Origin of the sequence: Pseudomonas lijiangensis (genome assembly GCF_018968705.1) — a bacterium.
GTDB classification, from domain to species: Bacteria; Pseudomonadota; Gammaproteobacteria; order Pseudomonadales; family Pseudomonadaceae; genus Aquipseudomonas; species Aquipseudomonas lijiangensis.
In genome coordinates this window covers 2,017,376-2,035,049 of record NZ_CP076668.1, presented here as the reverse complement: position 1 = coordinate 2,035,049, position 17,674 = coordinate 2,017,376, and the positions used below count along the sequence as shown (strand labels likewise).

The window sequence follows — 17,674 nt, the reverse complement described above, 5'->3', positions numbered from 1 at the left end:
ATGAGGTGATTCTATCAGTGAGACAGAAGATCGAAGGCTATCGGGCTATCATCTTTTACCTGTACTACCGAAACCTTGCGACACACACCATAATGGCGACCGGTTGTGACCGCATTTATTGTACAGAGTTGCAAATGACCACCCGTGCGCCCTCCCCTACCGCGAAGTTCTGATGCCATGCTGACCTGGTTGCAACGCAACAGCCTTGTTTTCCCACCTCTGGAAAAAGCCCTGCGCGAACCCAACGGCCTGCTGGCCGCGGGTGGCGACTTGTCGGCAGACCGGTTGATACAGGCTTACCGGCATGGCTGTTTTCCGTGGTTTCAGGACGGGCAGCCCATTCTCTGGTGGTCACCCGATCCACGCACCGTTCTGCCACCAGCCGAGATTCATGTGTCACGCAGCCTGGGCAAACTCATGCGCCAGGAGCGTTATCGGGTGACGTTCGACCAGGACTTCGCATCCGTCATACAGGCCTGCGCCGAACCTCGCAGCTACGCCAACGAAACCTGGATCACCCGCTCGATGCAGGAGGCCTATAGGGAGCTGCATCGGCGCGGACACGCCCACAGCGTCGAGGTCTGGGACCAGGACACACTGGTGGGCGGGCTGTATGGCCTGGCCATGGGGCAGCTGTTTTTCGGCGAATCCATGTTCAGCCGCGCCGACAACGCCTCGAAAGTCGGCTTCGCCACATTGGTGGAACGCCTGAATGCCTGGGGGTTCGTATTGATTGATTGCCAGATGCCGACCCAGCATCTGCACAGCTTCGGTGCCCGCTCGATCCCGCGCCAGACATTTGCCGACTACCTGCACCGGCATCTGGATCAGCCCAATAACGCCGACTGGTTGCCTAGGCGAGTTTGAAAGGCTGGCATACACTCTTATTCATGGATTCTGATAACGGGGGGCTATCATGACAGAGCTGGCGCGGCTTAAGTTTTATGCCACTCAACCCCACACTTGCAGTTACCTGCCCGAAGAGCAGGCGACCACACTGTTTCTGGACCCCAGCCAACCCATGGACGTGCAAGTCTATGCCGACCTGTCGGACATGGGCTTTCGCCGCAGTGGCGACCATCTTTATCGCCCTCACTGCCAGAATTGCAGCGCCTGTGTGCCGGCGCGCATCCCGGTGAATCTCTTCGTGCCCGACCGGCAGCAAAAACGCATCCTCAAACGCAACACCGACCTTGAGGTACGCAGCACCAAGCCGGTCTTCACCGAAGAGCACTTCGATCTCTATCAACGCTATATCGAGCAACGCCACGCCGATGGCGACATGTTCCCACCCAGTCGCGACCAGTTTTCCACTTTTCTGGTAAGGGACCTGCCCTTCTCGCGCTTTTACGAGTTCCGGCTGGATCAGCGCCTGCTGGCAGTCGCAGTGACCGATCTTTTGCCCAACGGCCTTTCAGCGGTCTATACCTTCTATGAACCCGATGAAGAACGGCGCAGTCTTGGGCGTTATGCCATCTTGTGGCAGATCGCCGAAGCAGCCCGGCTTCAGTTGCATGCCGTGTACCTGGGATACTGGATCAAAAACTGTAAAAAGATGAATTACAAGACCCAATATCGCCCCATCGAGCTGTTGACCAATCAAAGATGGGTCACTCTGTATTGAAGCCCTTGGCTTAAAGAGGTTTTTTCGGGCACAATGCACGCCGCTTTTGCCTGGCGCCACTTGCACCGGGCCACTCATTTGTATACCGAGGGCTTTACTGCATGTCGAAAGAAGACAGCTTCGAAATGGAAGGCACTGTCGTCGACACCCTGCCCAACACCATGTTTCGTGTGGAGTTGGAAAACGGGCACGTCGTAACCGCGCATATCTCCGGCAAGATGCGCAAGAACTACATCCGTATTCTTACCGGTGACAAGGTCCGCGTCGAACTGACGCCTTATGACCTGAGCAAAGGGCGTATCACCTACCGCGCCCGCTAAGCTAGTACTGACGAAAACGCCCGGCACATGCCGGGCGTTTTTGTTTGTTCGCTTGTCTGGCACTCATTTCCGAGTACCAGACAGGACTGCCATCAGGCCATCTCTGCCGTTGTCTCGAAATCAAAGGTGATCTCGCCATCCTTGATATCGATATGCACAACGCCACCATGCTCGGACAACTCACCGAACAGGATCTCCTCAGCCAGGGGACGCTTGATCTTGTCCTGGATAAGGCGAGCCATCGGACGAGCCCCCATTGCCGCATCGTAGCCACCCTGCGCCAGCCAGCTTCTGGCCGCGTCGGATACTTCGAGCAGTACACGCTTGTCTTCCAGTTGTGCCTGAAGCTCGGTGAGGAACTTGTCGACCACGCTCTTGATGACTTCGTGGCTGAGGCGGCCAAACTGGATGATGGTGTCCAGACGGTTGCGGAACTCCGGCGTGAAGCTCTTCTTGATCACTTCCATTGCATCGGACGAGTGATCCTGATGAGTGAACCCGATCGAAGCCCGCGCTGCCGACTCGGCACCGGCGTTGGTGGTCATGATGACGATCACATTGCGGAAGTCCGCCTTGCGGCCGTTGTTGTCGGTGAGCGTACCGTGGTCCATGACCTGCAGAAGCAGGTTGAAGACCTCAGGATGCGCCTTCTCGATCTCATCGAGCAGCAATACGCAATGCGGTTGACGGGTAATGGCTTCAGTCAGCAGACCGCCCTGATCGAAACCGACATAGCCCGGAGGCGCACCGATCAGACGCGAAACGGTATGACGCTCCATGTATTCGGACATGTCAAAGCGAATCAGCTCGACACCCAGCGCCTTCGCCAACTGACGAGCCGCTTCCGTCTTGCCGACACCGGTAGGCCCTGCAAACAGGAAGGAACCTACAGGCTTGTCAGGCGACTTCAGACCGGCACGGGACAGCTTGATGGCCGTGGACAGCGAGTCAATGGCAGCATCCTGACCGAAGACCGTGAGCTTGAGATCGCGCTCCAGGTTACGCAGCAGCTCCTTGTCGGAACTGTTGACGTGCTTTGGAGGAATACGCGCGATTTTCGCGACGATATCTTCAACCTGCGGCACATCGATGCACTTGACCCGACGCTCGGCCGGCTGCAGGCGCTGGAAGGCGCCAGCTTCGTCGATGACGTCGATGGCCTTGTCAGGCATGTGCCGGTCATTGATGTAGCGCGAAGCAAGCTCTGCAGCTGCACGCAACGCTTCATCGCTGTACTCGATGCTATGGTGCTGCTCGAAGCGACCCTTGAGCCCACGAAGAATGCCGATGGTGTCTTCAACCGATGGCTCGGAGACATCGACCTTCTGGAAGCGACGCGCCAGGGCACGATCCTTCTCGAAGATCCCGCGGAACTCCTGGAAGGTGGTCGAACCGATGCAGCGGATATCACCGGAAGACAGCAGCGGCTTGAGCAGGTTGGAAGCATCCATTACCCCGCCGGAAGCTGCACCCGCACCGATGATGGTGTGGATTTCATCGATGAACAGGATTGCATGAGGCCGTTTGCGCAGTTCATTGAGCAGCGCCTTGAAACGCTTCTCGAAATCGCCACGATACTTGGTACCGGCCAGCAAGGCCCCAAGGTCAAGGGAATAGACGACGCTACTGGCCAGCAGGTCTGGCACCTGATTGTCGACAATGCGCTTGGCCAGGCCTTCAGCGATGGCCGTCTTGCCGACGCCCGCTTCACCGACCAGCAGAGGGTTGTTCTTGCGACGACGGGCGAGAATCTGAGCAACGCGCTCGACTTCGTTCTCGCGACCGACCAATGGATCGATGCGCCCCTGGCGCGCCAGTTCGTTCAGGTTGCTTGCATAGGCATCCAGAGGATTGCCTGAGGAAGAAGCCTCACCACCCTCGTCGTCCTGCATATCCTGCTCACCTTCAGAAGAGTGTTCGCCATGCCCTGGGACCTTGGAGATACCGTGGGCGATGTAGTTGACGACATCAATCCGGGCCACGCTCTGCTGCTTGAGCAGGAAGACGGCCTGACTTTCCTGCTCACTGAAAATCGCTACCAGTACGTTGGCGCCGGTCACTTCACGCTTGCCGGAACTCTGCACATGGAAGACTGCACGTTGCAACACGCGCTGGAACCCGAGCGTCGGCTGGGTTTCACGATCCTCGTCATGGACGGGGATCAGTGGGGTTGTGGAGTCGATGAACTCCTGCAGATCATGCTTGAGCTTATCGAGGTTTGCGCCGCAGGCACGCAAGACAGTGGCTGCAGCCTCATTATCCAATAGAGCCAGCAGGAGATGCTCGACCGTCATGAATTCATGACGCTTTGAACGAGCTTCCTTGAAGGCAAGATTGAGGGTGACTTCGAGCTCACGGTTTAACATAGCTTCACCTCATACCCAAGTGGCCGGCGTTTAACCGTCCTTCTCGATCTCACAGAGTAGTGGATGCTGACTTTCCCGGGCGTATTGATTGACCTGCATTGCCTTGGTTTCGGCTATGTCGCGGGTAAACAATCCGCATACTGCCCGCCCCTCTGTATGGACGGCCAGCATGACCTTGGTAGCCAGCTCACGATTCAGGTTGAAAAACACCTCAAGAACCTCAACGACGAAATCCATAGGGGTGTAATCATCGTTAAACAAAACCACCTTGTACATCGGTGGCGCCTGCAGGGTGGGCTTGGCGTCCTGCAACGCAATGCCAGCTGAGTCGTCCTCGTGTGACTGCGGACCGTCCTGATTGAATGTTAGTCGAATCTTGCTGATTGCATGCATGGTAAAGAAAGGTTCGTGTAAAGAGCGGATTGAATAATTTAGTCGCAGTCTGGCCGGTTTTTACATAGACCGCTGCATGACCTTGACTATCAGCTAATCGGTGTTACAAACAATAGAGCCCACATTGGGTAAAAAGGGTCCGCGCAGTCAACCAAAATTTTTTTAGGCCAGGCGGATTGAGGTGGATGATACTCCAGACGGAGTCCTTTGCAGAGGGATATGGCTATGCTCAGTGGTAAAGTCAAGTGGTTCAATAATGCAAAAGGCTATGGATTTATCCTTGCCGATGGCAGAGATGAAGATCTGTTTGCTCATTATTCGGCCATACAAATGGATGGCTACAAAACGCTCAAGGCAGGCCAGCAGGTCCAGTTCGAGATTATTCAGGGACCCAAGGGATTGCATGCCGTGAATATCTCGTCTGCGCCCACAGCTACCGCTCCAACGGCCGCAGATGCTCCAAGCGCAGTACAAAAGCCAGCTAATGTGTCGGCCTGAGACAGACCACCACAAACGCCAGCCATGAATAAACAGCCAGTTCAGGGTGACTGAACTGGCTGCTGGCCCAGCGCATCGAGCTACATATGCGCAATCAGGGCATCGCCGAACGCCGACGATGAAAGCAGCGTTGCGCCCTCCATCAGCCGCTCGAAATCATAAGTAACAGTTTTTGCCGCAATGGCTCCATTGGTGCCTTTGATGATCAGATCGGCCGCTTCAACCCATCCCATATGCCGCAACATCATTTCGGCAGACAGAATCAAAGACCCCGGATTGACCTGATCCTTGCCTGCATATTTAGGCGCTGTGCCGTGCGTCGCCTCGAACATCGCCACGGTATCCGAAAGATTGGCACCCGGCGCAATTCCGATTCCCCCGACCTCCGCTGCCAGTGCGTCGGAAAGATAGTCACCATTGAGATTCAATGTTGCGATGACATCATATTCGGCAGGACGTAACAGGATCTGCTGAAGCATTGCATCGGCAATGGCATCCTTGACGGTCACCTCCTTGCCGGTCCGGGGGTTCGTGAACTGCATCCATGGCCCGCCATCGAGCAGAGTCGCGCCAAACTCCTCGGCAGCCACTTCATAGGCCCACTCCTTGAAGGCCCCTTCGGTGAACTTCATGATGTTGCCTTTATGCACGATGGTCAGCGAGTCGCGATCATTGTCCACGACATACTGCAACGCCTTGCGCGCCAGGCGCCTTGTACCCTCCCTGGAAACCGGCTTGACCCCGATGCCGCAATCCTCGTCAAAGCGGATTTTGGTGACACCCATCTCCTCCTTGAGAAAACGAATGACCCTGGTCGCTTCGGGAGATCCAGCCTTCCACTCGATGCCGGCATAAATATCTTCGGAATTTTCGCGAAAGATCGTCATGTTCACATCGCCGGGTTTCCTGACCGGGCTGGGCACACCCTCGAACCAGCGCACAGGCCTCAGGCAGACATACAAGTCCAGCTGCTGGCGCAAGGCAACGTTCAGGGAGCGAATGCCGCCGCCGACCGGCGTGGTCAGAGGGCCCTTGATGGAAACCACGTACTCGCGCACCGCATCCAGGGTTTCCTGAGGCAGCCAGGTGTCGGGGTCGTAAATCCGGGTCGCCTTTTCTCCGGCATAGACCTCCATCCAGGAAATCCTGCGCTTTTCGCCATAGGCCTTGCTGACGGCTGCATCGACCACCTTGATCATGACCGGTGTGATATCGATGCCAATACCATCCCCTTCTATATAGGGAATGACGGGATTATCGGGAACGTTGAGGGAGTGGTCTGCGTTGACAGTGATCTTCTCACCGACGGCGGGGATTCTTGTTTTCTGATATGTCATGCTGGACTCCGGTGCGGGCTGAATGGACATCCTGACGGCAATTAAGCCTAGGCCAGCCCCCGGAATACAGGCAAAGCCCGCCAGTCCGGTACCCCCGAAAACGCCCGAAAGCCCTGATCTTGAGCGCATTCGTTCGACCAACGGCGAATAGTCGCCATTCGATAGCACGCATAGCATTAATGCTTGGCGCCAAGGGTTTGATATACTCGCGACGTGACCGCAGAGTCATAAAGGCAGAAGTGTCTGGAACCAGACTTTCAGCCTTATATATGCGTCGGGCAGTGACCATGGCCACGCCCGGCAGCTTGACGCTCGACTGATGCACCCAACATCACCGCGAATAAACCTCGACTTGGGCCCATGACCGAACTTTGGGCAAGAGTGCATACCCTGCGCATATCGAGATTTTGTGCATGCTCAGCAAAACAGAGAGTTAATACCAATGTCCAACCGCTCGAAGATCATCTACACCTTCACTGACGAAGCTCCGGCACTCGCCACCTACTCGCTTCTGCCAATCATCGAAGCATTTACAGCCTCTTCCGATATCGACGTCGAAACACGTGATATCTCCCTGGCGGGCCGTGTTCTTTCCAGCTTCCCCGAATCGCTTGGTGCCGATCAGCAGGTGCCGGATCATCTCGCCGAGTTGGGCAAACTGGCCACCACGCCAGAAGCCAACATCATCAAGCTGCCGAACATCAGCGCCTCGGTCCCTCAATTGAAGGCGACCATCAAAGAGCTGCAGGAACAAGGCTTCAAGATCCCTGACTACCCGGAAACGCCGTCCACCGACGCGGAAAAAGAAACCCGCGCCCGTTACGACAAGGTCAAGGGCAGCGCCGTGAACCCGGTTCTGCGTGAAGGCAACTCCGACCGCCGCGCCCCGCTCTCGGTCAAGAACTACGCTCGCAAGCACCCGCACAAGATGGGCGCCTGGGCTGCCGACTCCAAGGCTCACGTTGCTCACATGAGCAGCGGCGACTTCTACGGCAGCGAAAAAGCCGCTCTGGTCGAGGCTGACAACAGCGTCAAGATCGAGCTGATCGCCAAAGACGGTACAACCACCGTCCTGAAAGAGAAAACCAGCGTCAAGGCTGGCGAAGTGATCGATTGCTCGGTCATGAGCAAGAAAGCCCTGCGCAGCTTCATTGCCGCCGAAATCGAAGACGCCAAGAAGCAAGGCGTGCTGTTCTCGGTGCACTTGAAAGCCACCATGATGAAAATCTCCGACCCGATCATGTTCGGTCAGATCGTCGACGAGTTCTACAAGGACGCGCTGACCAAGCACGCCGACATCCTGAAGGAAATCGGCTTCAGCCTGAACAACGGCATCGGCGATCTGTATGACCGCATCGGCGCCCTGCCAGCCGACAAACAAGCTGAAATCAAGGCTGACATCCAGGCGGTCTACGCCACTCGCCCACAACTGGCGATGGTCAACTCCGACAAAGGCATCACCAACCTGCACGTACCGAGCGACGTCATCGTCGACGCGTCGATGCCTGCAATGATCCGTGACTCCGGCAAGATGTGGGGCACCGACGGTCAACTGCACGATGCCAAGGCTGTTATCCCGGATCGCTGCTACGCGACCATCTATCAGGCCGTCATCGAAGACTGCAAGAAGAACGGCGCCTTCGATCCGACCACCATGGGCAGCGTGCCGAACGTCGGCCTGATGGCTCAGAAAGCCGAAGAGTACGGCTCTCACGACAAGACGTTCCACATCAAGACCGATGGCGTGGTTCGTGTAACCGACAGCCAGGGCAACCTGCTGATGGAACAGAACGTCGAAACCGGCGACATCTGGCGCATGTGCCAGGCCAAGGACGCGCCGATCCAGGACTGGGTCAAACTGGCCGTCAACCGCTCCCGCGCCAGCAACACCCCGGCGATTTTCTGGCTCGACCCGGCTCGCGCCCATGACAGCGTCATGATCAAGAAAGTCCAGAAGTACCTGGGCGACCACGACACTTCGGGCCTGGACATCCAGATCCTGTCGCCGGTCGAAGCCATGAAGCTGACCCTGGAACGCACCCGCGCCGGCAAGGACACCATCTCGGTGACCGGTAACGTACTGCGCGACTACCTGACCGACCTGTTCCCGATCATGGAACTGGGCACAAGCGCCAAGATGCTGTCGATCGTGCCGCTGATGAATGGCGGTGGCCTGTTCGAAACCGGCGCTGGCGGTTCGGCTCCGAAGCACGTTCAGCAGTTCGTCGAAGAGAACTTCCTGCGCTGGGACTCCCTGGGCGAGTTCCTGGCTCTGGCCGCTTCGCTCGAGCACCTGGGCAATGCCTACAACAATCCTAAAGCGCTGGTTCTGTCCAAGACTCTGGATCAGGCTACCGGTGAGTTCCTGGATCGCAACAAGTCGCCTTCGCGCAAAGTCGGCAGCATCGACAACCGCGGCAGCCACTTCTACCTGACCCTGTTCTGGGCACAGGCTCTGGCCGCTCAAAACGACGACGCCGCCCTCAAGGCGCAGTTCACTCCGCTGGCCAAGACACTGACCGACAACGAAGAAAAAATCGTTGCCGAGCTCAACGCTGTCCAGGGCAAACCAGTGGAAATCGGTGGTTACTACTTCACCAACCCTGAACTGACCAGCAAAGCCATGCGCCCTAGCGCAACCTTGAACGCAGCTATCGCCGCGTTGTAAGTGGTAAACCGGTCAGACACATGACCTGCAAAAGCCCCGGCCACGCACCGGGGCTTTTGCATTTGCGACCAGAGAAAAGCTGCACTCCTGCATACCCGTGGGAGGCAGCTTGCTGGCGAATACAGTGCGACAGACGCAGAATATCTACCGGCTTCACTGGCCCTTTCGCCAGCAAGCTGCCTCCTACAGATTTGTTTGTGCCTTGACTGATGGGTATTACCCCTCCTACCCCAATACACGAGTAGCCACATTATGGAATGGCAAGCCCACGTTACCGTCGCCACGATCGTCGAGGATCAGGGCCGTTTCCTGTTCGTCGAAGAAATCAAGGGCGGACAGAAGGTACTCAACCAACCTGCCGGACATCTGGACCCGAACGAAAGCCTGCAACACGCCGCCGTGCGCGAAACCCTGGAGGAAACCGGCTGGGATGTCGAACTGACCAGCGTGATCGGCATCTACCTGTATACAGCGCCCAGCAATGGCGTGACCTACCAGCGCATCTGCTTTGCAGCCAAGGCCCTGCGCCATCATCCCGAGTACCCTCTGGATGAAGGCATCGTCGGCCCGGTCTGGCTGACACGCGATGAACTCCAAGCCCAGCAGCACCGCTGGCGCAGTGAGCTGGTCATGCGCTGCGTGGACGATTATCTGAACGCCGAACACTTCAGTCTTGCCCTGCTGCGCGACAAGGCGTGAGACTCGACGCCCGCAGCCTGATAGAATCGCGTCCTTTTCAAGGCCACCCATTGAATTCCCATGCGTGATCCAGCCCACTGCAATCCAGAAAACAAGCGCGTCATAGTCGGCATGTCCGGCGGCGTGGACTCATCCGTTTCCGCTGTCCTGCTCATGGAGCAGGGTTATCAGGTGGAAGGCTTGTTCATGAAGAACTGGGAAGAAGACGACGGAACGGAATACTGCACTGCCCGCGAAGACCTGGCAGACGCTCAGGCCGTGTGCGACAAGATCGGTATAAAGCTGCACACCGCCAACTTCGCTGCCGAGTACTGGGACAACGTGTTCGAGCACTTCCTGGAAGAGTACAAGGCAGGTCGCACGCCTAACCCGGATATCCTGTGCAACCGGGAAATCAAGTTCAAGGCCTTCCTTGACTACGCCCTGATGCTGGGCGCAGACCTGATTGCCACCGGCCATTACGTACGCCGCCGCGATATCGACGGCCGTACCGAACTGCTCAAGGGCCTGGACCCGAACAAGGACCAGAGCTATTTCCTGCACGCGGTGGGCGGCGAGCAGATCGCCCGCACCCTGTTCCCGGTCGGCGAGCTGGAGAAACCGGAAGTACGCGCAATTGCCGAGAAACACGGTCTGGCGACGGCCAAGAAGAAAGACTCCACCGGCATCTGCTTTATCGGCGAACGCCGCTTCACGGACTTCCTGCGCCAGTACCTCCCTGCCCAGCCCGGCGAGATCAAGACCACCGAAGGCGAAGTCATCGGCCGCCACAACGGCCTGATGTACCACACCATCGGTCAGCGCCAGGGCCTGGGTATCGGCGGATTGAAGGACGCGAGCGATGATCCCTGGTATGTACTGGTCAAGGATCTGGAACACAACGAACTGATCGTCGGCCAGGGCAACGATCATCCATGGCTGTTTTCCCAAGCGCTGGTCACATCGCAGATCTACTGGGTCAACCCCATCGACCTGAGCAGCCCGAAGAAACTGACCGCCAAGGTACGTTATCGCCAGGGCGACCAGCACTGCACGCTGGAAAAGACCGCCGATGGCTACCGCGCATTATTCGATGAACCGCAGCGCGCCGTGACACCCGGTCAGTCCGTGGTGTTCTATGACGGCGAAATCTGCCTGGGGGGCGGCGTGATCGAAATAGCCGAACCCTGGAAGAGCAAGGACAAGCGTTGATGACCCCTATTCAGGAGCAACTGATCGCTCTGGGCGGCGTATTCCAGGCCGCCATACTGGTCGACCGGATCGCCAAGACCGGACAGGTCAGCGAAGCCGGGCTGAGCTGCATGATCGGCAGCCTGCTGGTGCTGGACCCCAAGGACACCCTGGACGTGTACGGCGGCGACGACCTGAATCTGCGCGAAGGCTATCGCGCCATGGTCAGCGCCCTGGAGCGCGACCCCGCGACCCTGCAGCGCGAGCCACTGCGTTATGCGCTGTCGATGCTCGGTCTTGAGCGGCAACTGGCCAAGCGCGATGACATGCTGGAAGTGATCGGCAAGCGCCTGCCGCAGATCCAGTCACAGGCCGAGCATTTTGGCATCGCCCATGAAAACGTGATCGCTGCCACCGGTGCGCTGTATCAGGACACCCTGAGCACCCTTCGCCAGCGCATTCAGGTTCATGGCGACATGCGCAACCTGCAGCAACCCAACAATGCCTCGAAGATCCGCGCCCTGTTGCTGGCCGGTATTCGCTCGGCACGTCTGTGGCGACAAGTTGGCGGTCACCGCTGGCAGCTGGTCTTCAGCCGACGCAAGTTATTGAAAGAACTCTATCCGCTGATGCACGGCTGACCCGCCACGCAACTGCGACCCTTACCCACCAGGCACGACGCGATCTACGCTGGTCAGTCCGACCCAGTCGGACTGAAATTTCATGTATGATATGCGCCCCTTTTCGTTGCCCGACTGTTCGAGACCACCCCATGCAGCTTTCTTCGCTCACTGCGGTTTCCCCTGTTGATGGCCGCTACGCCGGCAAAACCCAGGCCCTGCGCCCTATTTTCAGCGAATACGGCCTGATCCGCTTTCGCGTGATGGTTGAAGTTCGCTGGCTCCAGCGCCTGGCAGCTCACCCGCAAATCAGCGAAGTACCGCCGTTTTCCGCAGAGGCCAACGCCATTCTCAATGCGCTGGCTGAAGATTTTTCCGTGGAACACGCAGAGCGCGTGAAAGAAATCGAACGCACCACCAACCACGACGTCAAGGCCGTGGAATACCTGCTCAAGGAACAGGCTGCCAAGCTGCCTGAGCTGGACAAGGTCAGCGAGTTCATCCACTTCGCCTGCACCAGCGAAGACATCAACAACCTGTCCCACGCCCTGATGCTGCGCGAAGGTCGCGACAACGTCATGCTGCCGCTGATGCGCCAGATCGCCGACTCCATCCGTGAACTGGCCCAGCGCTTCGCCGACGTACCGATGCTGTCGCGCACCCACGGCCAGCCAGCCTCCCCGACCACCCTGGGCAAGGAACTGGCCAACGTCGTCTATCGACTGGAGCGCCAGATCACCCAGATCGCAGCAGTTCCTCTGCTGGGCAAGATCAACGGTGCGGTAGGCAACTACAACGCCCACCTGTCGGCCTATGCAGACATCGACTGGGAAGCCAACGCACGCGCCTTCATCGAAGACGAACTGGGCCTGGGCTTCAACCCCTACACCACCCAGATCGAACCGCATGACTACATCGCCGAGCTGTTCGACGCCATTGCACGCTTCAACACCATCCTGATCGACTTCGATCGCGATATCTGGGGCTACATCTCCCTGGGCTACTTCAAGCAGCGCACCATCGCGGGCGAAATCGGCTCGTCGACCATGCCGCACAAGGTCAACCCGATCGACTTCGAAAACTCCGAAGGCAACCTGGGCATCGCCAACGCACTGTTCCAGCACCTGGCGAGCAAACTGCCGATTTCCCGCTGGCAGCGCGACCTGACCGACTCCACCGTGCTGCGCAACCTGGGCGTGGGCTTTGCTCACAGCGTCATTGCCTACGAAGCCAGCCTCAAGGGCATCGGCAAGCTGGAACTGAACGAACAGCGTATCGCTGCCGATCTGGACGCCTGCTGGGAAGTTCTGGCCGAGCCGATCCAGACCGTCATGCGTCGCTACAACATCGAAAACCCGTACGAAAAGCTGAAAGAACTGACACGTGGCAAGGGCATCAGCCCTGAAGCGCTGCAAACTTTCATCGACGGTCTGGACATGCCAGCCGAGGCCAGGGCCGAGCTGAAGAAGCTGACCCCGGCCAATTACATCGGCAATGCCGTGGCACAAGCCAAGCGCATCTGACCCGCAGCAACTTTTGCACACGCCCGGCTGTGCCGGGCGTTTTCATTTCAAGGGCTTACAAATGAATCCTGATATTCCTCTTCAACTTCTGGGCGGCATGAGCGCGCGTGTTTTCCTGCGTGACTACTGGCAGAAAAAGCCCCTCCTGATCCGTCAGGCGATGCCGGACTTCCAAAGCCCGATCGATCCTGACGAGCTGGCCGGCCTTGCCCTGGAAGAAGAAGTCGAATCCCGACTGATCATCGAAAACGGCGAGCGTCCATGGGAACTGCGTCGCGGTCCGTTTTCCGAAGACGACTTCAGCAAGATGCCCGAGCGCGAATGGACCCTTCTGGTCCAGGCTGTGGATCAGTTCGTACCTGAAGTCAGCGAATTGCTGGAGAACTTCCGCTTCCTGCCAAGCTGGCGCATCGACGATGTCATGATCAGCTACGCCGCACCGGGCGGCAGCGTCGGTCCGCACTTCGACAACTACGACGTTTTCCTGCTGCAAGGTCATGGCAAGCGCCACTGGCAGATCGGCCAGATGTGCGACTCCGAAAGCCCGCTGCTGCAGCACGCCGACCTGCGTATCCTCGCAGACTTCCAGACCACCGAAGAGTGGACCCTGGAACCCGGCGACATGCTGTATCTGCCACCACGTCTCGCCCACTGCGGCGTTGCCGTGGACGACTGCCTGACCTACTCCGTAGGTTTCCGCGCCCCGAGCGCTGCCGAAGTCCTGACCCACTTCACCGACTTCCTCAGCCAGTTCATCCCGGACGAAGAGCGCTACACCGACGCCGACGCACAGCCGGTCAGCGATCCGCACCAGATCCAGCACGACGCCCTTGATCGCCTCAAGGCGCTGCTGGCCGAGCACATGAGCGACGAACGCCTGCTGCTGACCTGGTTTGGCCAGTTCATGACCGAGCCTCGCTACCCGGAACTGGTCACAGGCCCGGAACTGGAAGAAGAAGACCTGCTCGACAGCCTGGAACAGGGCGCAGTTCTCATTCGTAACCCAAGCGCACGTCTGGCCTGGTCTGAAGTGGATGACGATCTGCTACTGTTTGCCAGCGGCCAGAGTCGTCTTTTGCCGGGCAGCCTGCGCGAACTGCTTAAATTGATTTGTGCGGCCGATTCGCTGCACAGCGAAAACCTCGGCCAATGGTTGGCCGATGAAGAGGGTCGCAATCTGATTTGCGAACTCGTAAAACAAGGAAGCCTGGGATTTGCCGATGAATAAAATCACCGTATCCGTCGCGGACTGGCAGAAGAATAACGCCGATATCCGGCGTATTCGTGAAGCCGTGTTCATTGCCGAGCAATCGGTACCACCGGAACTGGAATGGGACTCGGAGGATAGCGACGCCATACATTTTCTGGCCCGTGAGGGCGACTATGCCGTCGGCACAGCACGACTGCTGCTGGACGGCGAAATCGGTCGCCTGTCGGTCCTCAGGGACTGGCGCGGTCTGAAAGCCGGTGAAATGCTGCTGACAGCCATACTCGACGAAGCACAGAACCGTGGCCTGAAGCAGCAGAAACTCAGCGCGCAGGTTCAAGCCGTTGCGTTCTACCAGCGTTTTGGTTTCACCGTGGTCAGCGACGAGTTTCTCGAAGCCGGACTGCCGCACGTCGATATGGTGCGCGAGGCCTGATCCAGACCACTATGTAGGCGTTTTAAAAGGCACTACATAACGCAACGCCCCGTCATTTTCCTGCGGCATGACTATGCTCAGACTGGAAATGCCGGGGCGTTTTGCCATCTGCCCGTTCAACTTGTACACACCCCTGGCCGACAAAGTGGCACACTCGGTTTTTACGCGCCCCTCGCGGAGATTGGACATGCTGTTACGTACCCTGCTCACCTCATTGCTTGTCGCGTTCAGCACCTGCACGCTGGCAGCCACCGAAATCGTCCCGCTCAACTACCGCACCAGCGCAGACCTGCTACCCGTCGCCAAATCCTTTCTCGGTGCGGACGGTTCGGTCAGCGCCTACGGTAATCAGCTGATCGTCAATGCCGAAACGCGCAAGATCGAAGAACTTCGCGCCCTGATCTCGCAACTGGATACCGCTCCAAAGCGCCTGCTCATCAGCGTCGACACCAGCGACAATGCCGTCAGCACCACCAACGGCGCCAATCCTTCAAGAATCATCAGCTACGGCACCTCCAGCCGTGACGGCGGCGTCCAGCAGGTGCAAGCCACCGAAGGCACGCCAGCCCTGATCCAGACCGGCCAGAGCGTCCCCCTGACCACCACCCGCACAGACGGTTATGGCTACCCGCAGAGCAATACCGAATATCGCAATGTCACCCAGGGTTTCTATGTCACGGCCAGCGTCACCGGCGATATCGTCCACCTGAACATCAGCACCAATCGTGACCGTCTGAGCCAGGAACGGCCGGACGCCATCAAGGTGCAGAGCACTGACAGCCAGGTCAGCGGTCGCCTGGGCGAGTGGATCACTCTCGCGGCTTCGAGCGATCAATCCGTGGCCGATCAGCGCGGCATCGCTCAACGCTATTCCACCCAGGGCCGCGATGACATGACTCTGCGGGTCAAGGTCGAAAGCCTTGAATAATCAGTAATAGCCTGAAAGCCAGCACTGGCAGGGCTTTTCGTGACCCGGTGGTCGCATCCAGACAGATATGTAGTGAATATAAAAAAGCACTACAAAACGTTTGACGAGTAAAAAACAGCGAGGCATGATTGCCTCGCTCCCGCTAATCAGAGGCCTTCAAAAAGCCTCAGGATCGACGCTCTAAGCCTGAGCCGATTCCTGTCGAGACTGCCCACAAGGCCGTTTGACAAGGTTACGACTGGAACGAAGTTGTCCCAAGGGACGGAAGCGTTGACGGTTGATCGGACAGCTCCTGCGAGCGAAGCACAAAGGCATCCACGAGCCCAAGTGCCCACTCAGGCCATCCGGACTTTCTCCTTCCCCTCTTGAGCCCTTCGCTCATCCGTCGCCACCGCGCCCATTGCCGACCTCTGAGCAGCGAGCAGCCATTTACCGTGCCTTCGATAAACGAGGCGTTTTGGCGGAGCAGGATCTTCCAACCAAAACCTGACAATGAGGTTTATCTCCATGGCACTGACACGCGAACAACAAATAGCGGCTCTCGAGAAAGACTGGGCTGAAAATCCGCGCTGGAAAAACGTGACCCGTACTTATTCTGCTGCTGATGTCGTCCGCTTGCGTGGCTCGGTTCAACCTGAACACACCTTCGCAAAAATGGGCGCAGACAAGCTCTGGAATCTGGTCACGCAAGGTGCCAAGCCGTCTTTCCGCCCGGACAAGGACTTCGTCAACTGCATGGGCGCCCTGACCGGCGGCCAGGCGGTGCAGCAAGTCAAGGCTGGCATACAGGCGATCTACCTCTCGGGCTGGCAGGTTGCAGCCGACAACAACTCCGCCGAATCCATGTACCCCGATCAGTCGCTGTACCCGGTGGACTCGGTTCCGACCGTGGTCAAGCGCATCAACAACTCGTTCCGCCGTGCCGACCAGATCCAGTGGAAAGCCGGCAAGAACCCGGGCGATGAAGGCTATATCGACTATTTCGCACCGATCGTGGCCGATGCCGAGGCAGGCTTTGGCGGCGTGCTGAACGCTTATGAGCTGATGAAAAGCATGATCGAAGCCGGTGCGGCGGGCGTGCATTTCGAGGACCAGCTGGCCTCCGTCAAGAAATGCGGCCACATGGGCGGTAAAGTCCTGGTGCCGACTCAGGAGGCCGTTCAGAAACTGGTGGCCGCTCGCCTGGCTGCCGACGTCGCAGGCGTACCGACCATTATCCTGGCCCGTACCGACGCCAACGCTGCCGACCTGCTGACTTCCGACTGCGATCCTTACGACAAGCCTTTCGTCACGGGCGCTCGCACCCATGAAGGTTTCTACAAGGTGCGCGCCGGGCTGGATCAGGCCATCTCCCGCGGCCTGGCCTACGCGCCTTATGCAGATCTGATCTGGTGTGAAACGGCCAAGCCGGATCTGGATGAGGCACGCCGCTTCGCCGAAGCCATCAAGAAGGAATACCCGGACCAGTTGCTCTCCTACAACTGCTCGCCGTCCTTCAACTGGAAGAAGAATCTGGACGACGCCACCATCGCCAAATTCCAGCGCGAACTCTCGGCCATGGGCTACAAGCACCAGTTCATCACCCTGGCCGGCATTCACAACATGTGGCACAGCATGTTCAACCTGGCGCACGACTACGCCCGCAACGACATGACGGCCTACGTGAAGCTGCAGGAACAGGAGTTCGCCGACGCCGCCAAGGGCTACACCTTCGTGGCTCACCAGCAGGAAGTGGGCACCGGCTACTTTGACGACATGACCACCGTGATTCAGGGTGGCACCTCATCGGTCACCGCACTGACAGGCTCCACCGAGGAAGAGCAGTTTCACTGATCGCCGAAGCAGGTAAAAAGAAGAACAGGCCGCTCTCCCGGGCGGCCTGTTT

At 58.1% G+C, this 17,674-nt stretch carries 16 protein-coding genes; 13 read left to right on the top strand and 3 right to left on the bottom strand.

Annotated features, from left to right (window positions below):
- The first annotated feature begins 177 nt into the window (after nt 1–177).
- The 3 genes from aat to infA all read left to right on the top strand — a co-directional run bounded on the left by aat (nt 178) and on the right by infA (nt 1,944).
- Nucleotides 178–867, top strand: a complete 690-nt coding sequence (gene aat / locus KQP88_RS08875) for a leucyl/phenylalanyl-tRNA--protein transferase (RefSeq protein ID WP_216705415.1) — start codon at nt 178–180, stop codon at nt 865–867.
- A gap of 49 nt (nt 868–916) precedes the next feature.
- Nucleotides 917–1,624 carry an arginyltransferase gene (locus KQP88_RS08870; protein ID WP_216705414.1) on the top strand — a complete coding sequence of 236 codons (708 nt, stop codon included), beginning with the start codon at nt 917–919 and terminating at the stop codon, nt 1,622–1,624.
- A 101-nt stretch (nt 1,625–1,725) separates the two neighbouring features.
- Complete coding sequence (infA, locus tag KQP88_RS08865; RefSeq protein WP_002553999.1) at nt 1,726–1,944, top strand: translation initiation factor IF-1; 219 nt, start codon at nt 1,726–1,728, stop codon at nt 1,942–1,944.
- A gap of 92 nt (nt 1,945–2,036) precedes the next feature.
- On the opposite strand, the gene clpA is transcribed toward infA, so the two are convergent.
- Together clpA and clpS are read right to left on the bottom strand one after the other, a co-directional pair.
- Nucleotides 2,037–4,310 (bottom strand): ATP-dependent Clp protease ATP-binding subunit ClpA, encoded by a 2,274-nt coding sequence (gene clpA, locus KQP88_RS08860; RefSeq protein ID WP_200993171.1) that lies wholly within the window; start codon nt 4,308–4,310, stop codon nt 2,037–2,039.
- Between the two features lie 30 nt (nt 4,311–4,340).
- The gene (gene clpS / locus KQP88_RS08855) at nt 4,341–4,703 is read right to left on the bottom strand and encodes an ATP-dependent Clp protease adapter ClpS (protein WP_025259492.1); all 363 of its coding nucleotides are present in this window, start codon (nt 4,701–4,703) and stop codon (nt 4,341–4,343) included.
- 225 nt (nt 4,704–4,928) lie between these two features.
- Between clpS and cspD the strand changes: the two genes are divergently transcribed.
- Entirely contained in the window at nt 4,929–5,201 is a 273-nt protein-coding gene (gene cspD / locus KQP88_RS08850; RefSeq protein ID WP_216705413.1) for a cold shock domain-containing protein CspD, read from the top strand.
- 80 nt (nt 5,202–5,281) lie between these two features.
- On the opposite strand, the gene icd is transcribed toward cspD, so the two are convergent.
- Nucleotides 5,282–6,538 (bottom strand): NADP-dependent isocitrate dehydrogenase, encoded by a 1,257-nt coding sequence (gene icd / locus KQP88_RS08845; protein WP_216705412.1) that lies wholly within the window; start codon nt 6,536–6,538, stop codon nt 5,282–5,284.
- 442 nt (nt 6,539–6,980) lie between these two features.
- Between icd and KQP88_RS08840 the strand changes: the two genes are divergently transcribed.
- The 9 genes from KQP88_RS08840 (at nt 6,981) to aceA (ending at nt 17,622) form a co-directional block, all read left to right on the top strand.
- Nucleotides 6,981–9,206 carry an NADP-dependent isocitrate dehydrogenase gene (locus KQP88_RS08840; protein ID WP_200993173.1) on the top strand — a complete coding sequence of 742 codons (2,226 nt, stop codon included), beginning with the start codon at nt 6,981–6,983 and terminating at the stop codon, nt 9,204–9,206.
- 252 nt (nt 9,207–9,458) lie between these two features.
- Nucleotides 9,459–9,905, top strand: coding sequence for an NUDIX hydrolase (locus KQP88_RS08835; RefSeq protein WP_216705411.1), 447 nt, complete (start codon nt 9,459–9,461; stop codon nt 9,903–9,905).
- Between the two features lie 60 nt (nt 9,906–9,965).
- Complete coding sequence (gene mnmA, locus KQP88_RS08830) at nt 9,966–11,096, top strand: tRNA 2-thiouridine(34) synthase MnmA (RefSeq protein ID WP_025259487.1); 1,131 nt, start codon at nt 9,966–9,968, stop codon at nt 11,094–11,096.
- Entirely contained in the window at nt 11,096–11,716 is a 621-nt protein-coding gene (gene hflD, locus KQP88_RS08825; RefSeq protein WP_198728217.1) for a high frequency lysogenization protein HflD, read from the top strand. Before mnmA ends, hflD begins: the two co-directional genes overlap by 1 nt.
- Nucleotides 11,717–11,847: 131 nt before the next feature.
- Nucleotides 11,848–13,218 carry an adenylosuccinate lyase gene (gene purB / locus KQP88_RS08820; protein ID WP_200993175.1) on the top strand — a complete coding sequence of 457 codons (1,371 nt, stop codon included), beginning with the start codon at nt 11,848–11,850 and terminating at the stop codon, nt 13,216–13,218.
- A gap of 61 nt (nt 13,219–13,279) precedes the next feature.
- Nucleotides 13,280–14,446, top strand: a complete 1,167-nt coding sequence (locus tag KQP88_RS08815; RefSeq protein WP_198728215.1) for a ribosomal protein uL16 3-hydroxylase — start codon at nt 13,280–13,282, stop codon at nt 14,444–14,446.
- Nucleotides 14,439–14,861, top strand: coding sequence for a GNAT family N-acetyltransferase (locus tag KQP88_RS08810; RefSeq protein WP_216705410.1), 423 nt, complete (start codon nt 14,439–14,441; stop codon nt 14,859–14,861). Before KQP88_RS08815 ends, KQP88_RS08810 begins: the two co-directional genes overlap by 8 nt.
- A 187-nt stretch (nt 14,862–15,048) precedes the next feature.
- Complete coding sequence (locus KQP88_RS08805; protein WP_216705409.1) at nt 15,049–15,789, top strand: secretin N-terminal domain-containing protein; 741 nt, start codon at nt 15,049–15,051, stop codon at nt 15,787–15,789.
- Nucleotides 15,790–16,296: 507 nt separating this feature from the next.
- Nucleotides 16,297–17,622: an isocitrate lyase gene (gene aceA, locus KQP88_RS08800; RefSeq protein ID WP_025259481.1), complete on the top strand. Its 1,326-nt coding sequence runs from the start codon at nt 16,297–16,299 to the stop codon at nt 17,620–17,622.
- Nucleotides 17,623–17,674 lie beyond the last annotated feature (52 nt).

Bases quoted from the DNA above. Each gene is read 5' to 3' on its own strand.
- clpA (WP_200993171.1), bottom strand. From the start codon at position 4,310: ATGTTAAACCGTGAGCTCGAAGTCACCCTCAATCTTGCCTTCAAGGAA.
- KQP88_RS08805 (WP_216705409.1), top strand. From the start codon at position 15,049: ATGCTGTTACGTACCCTGCTCACCTCATTGCTTGTCGCGTTCAGCACC.
- purB (WP_200993175.1), top strand. From the start codon at position 11,848: ATGCAGCTTTCTTCGCTCACTGCGGTTTCCCCTGTTGATGGCCGCTAC.
- mnmA (WP_025259487.1), top strand. From the start codon at position 9,966: ATGCGTGATCCAGCCCACTGCAATCCAGAAAACAAGCGCGTCATAGTC.
- KQP88_RS08840 (WP_200993173.1), top strand. From the start codon at position 6,981: ATGTCCAACCGCTCGAAGATCATCTACACCTTCACTGACGAAGCTCCG.
- clpS (WP_025259492.1), bottom strand. From the start codon at position 4,703: ATGCATGCAATCAGCAAGATTCGACTAACATTCAATCAGGACGGTCCG.
- icd (WP_216705412.1), bottom strand. From the start codon at position 6,538: ATGACATATCAGAAAACAAGAATCCCCGCCGTCGGTGAGAAGATCACT.
- KQP88_RS08835 (WP_216705411.1), top strand. From the start codon at position 9,459: ATGGAATGGCAAGCCCACGTTACCGTCGCCACGATCGTCGAGGATCAG.
- KQP88_RS08870 (WP_216705414.1), top strand. From the start codon at position 917: ATGACAGAGCTGGCGCGGCTTAAGTTTTATGCCACTCAACCCCACACT.
- infA (WP_002553999.1), top strand. From the start codon at position 1,726: ATGTCGAAAGAAGACAGCTTCGAAATGGAAGGCACTGTCGTCGACACC.
- aceA (WP_025259481.1), top strand. From the start codon at position 16,297: ATGGCACTGACACGCGAACAACAAATAGCGGCTCTCGAGAAAGACTGG.
- hflD (WP_198728217.1), top strand. From the start codon at position 11,096: ATGACCCCTATTCAGGAGCAACTGATCGCTCTGGGCGGCGTATTCCAG.
- aat (WP_216705415.1), top strand. From the start codon at position 178: ATGCTGACCTGGTTGCAACGCAACAGCCTTGTTTTCCCACCTCTGGAA.
- KQP88_RS08815 (WP_198728215.1), top strand. From the start codon at position 13,280: ATGAATCCTGATATTCCTCTTCAACTTCTGGGCGGCATGAGCGCGCGT.
- cspD (WP_216705413.1), top strand. From the start codon at position 4,929: ATGCTCAGTGGTAAAGTCAAGTGGTTCAATAATGCAAAAGGCTATGGA.
- KQP88_RS08810 (WP_216705410.1), top strand. From the start codon at position 14,439: ATGAATAAAATCACCGTATCCGTCGCGGACTGGCAGAAGAATAACGCC.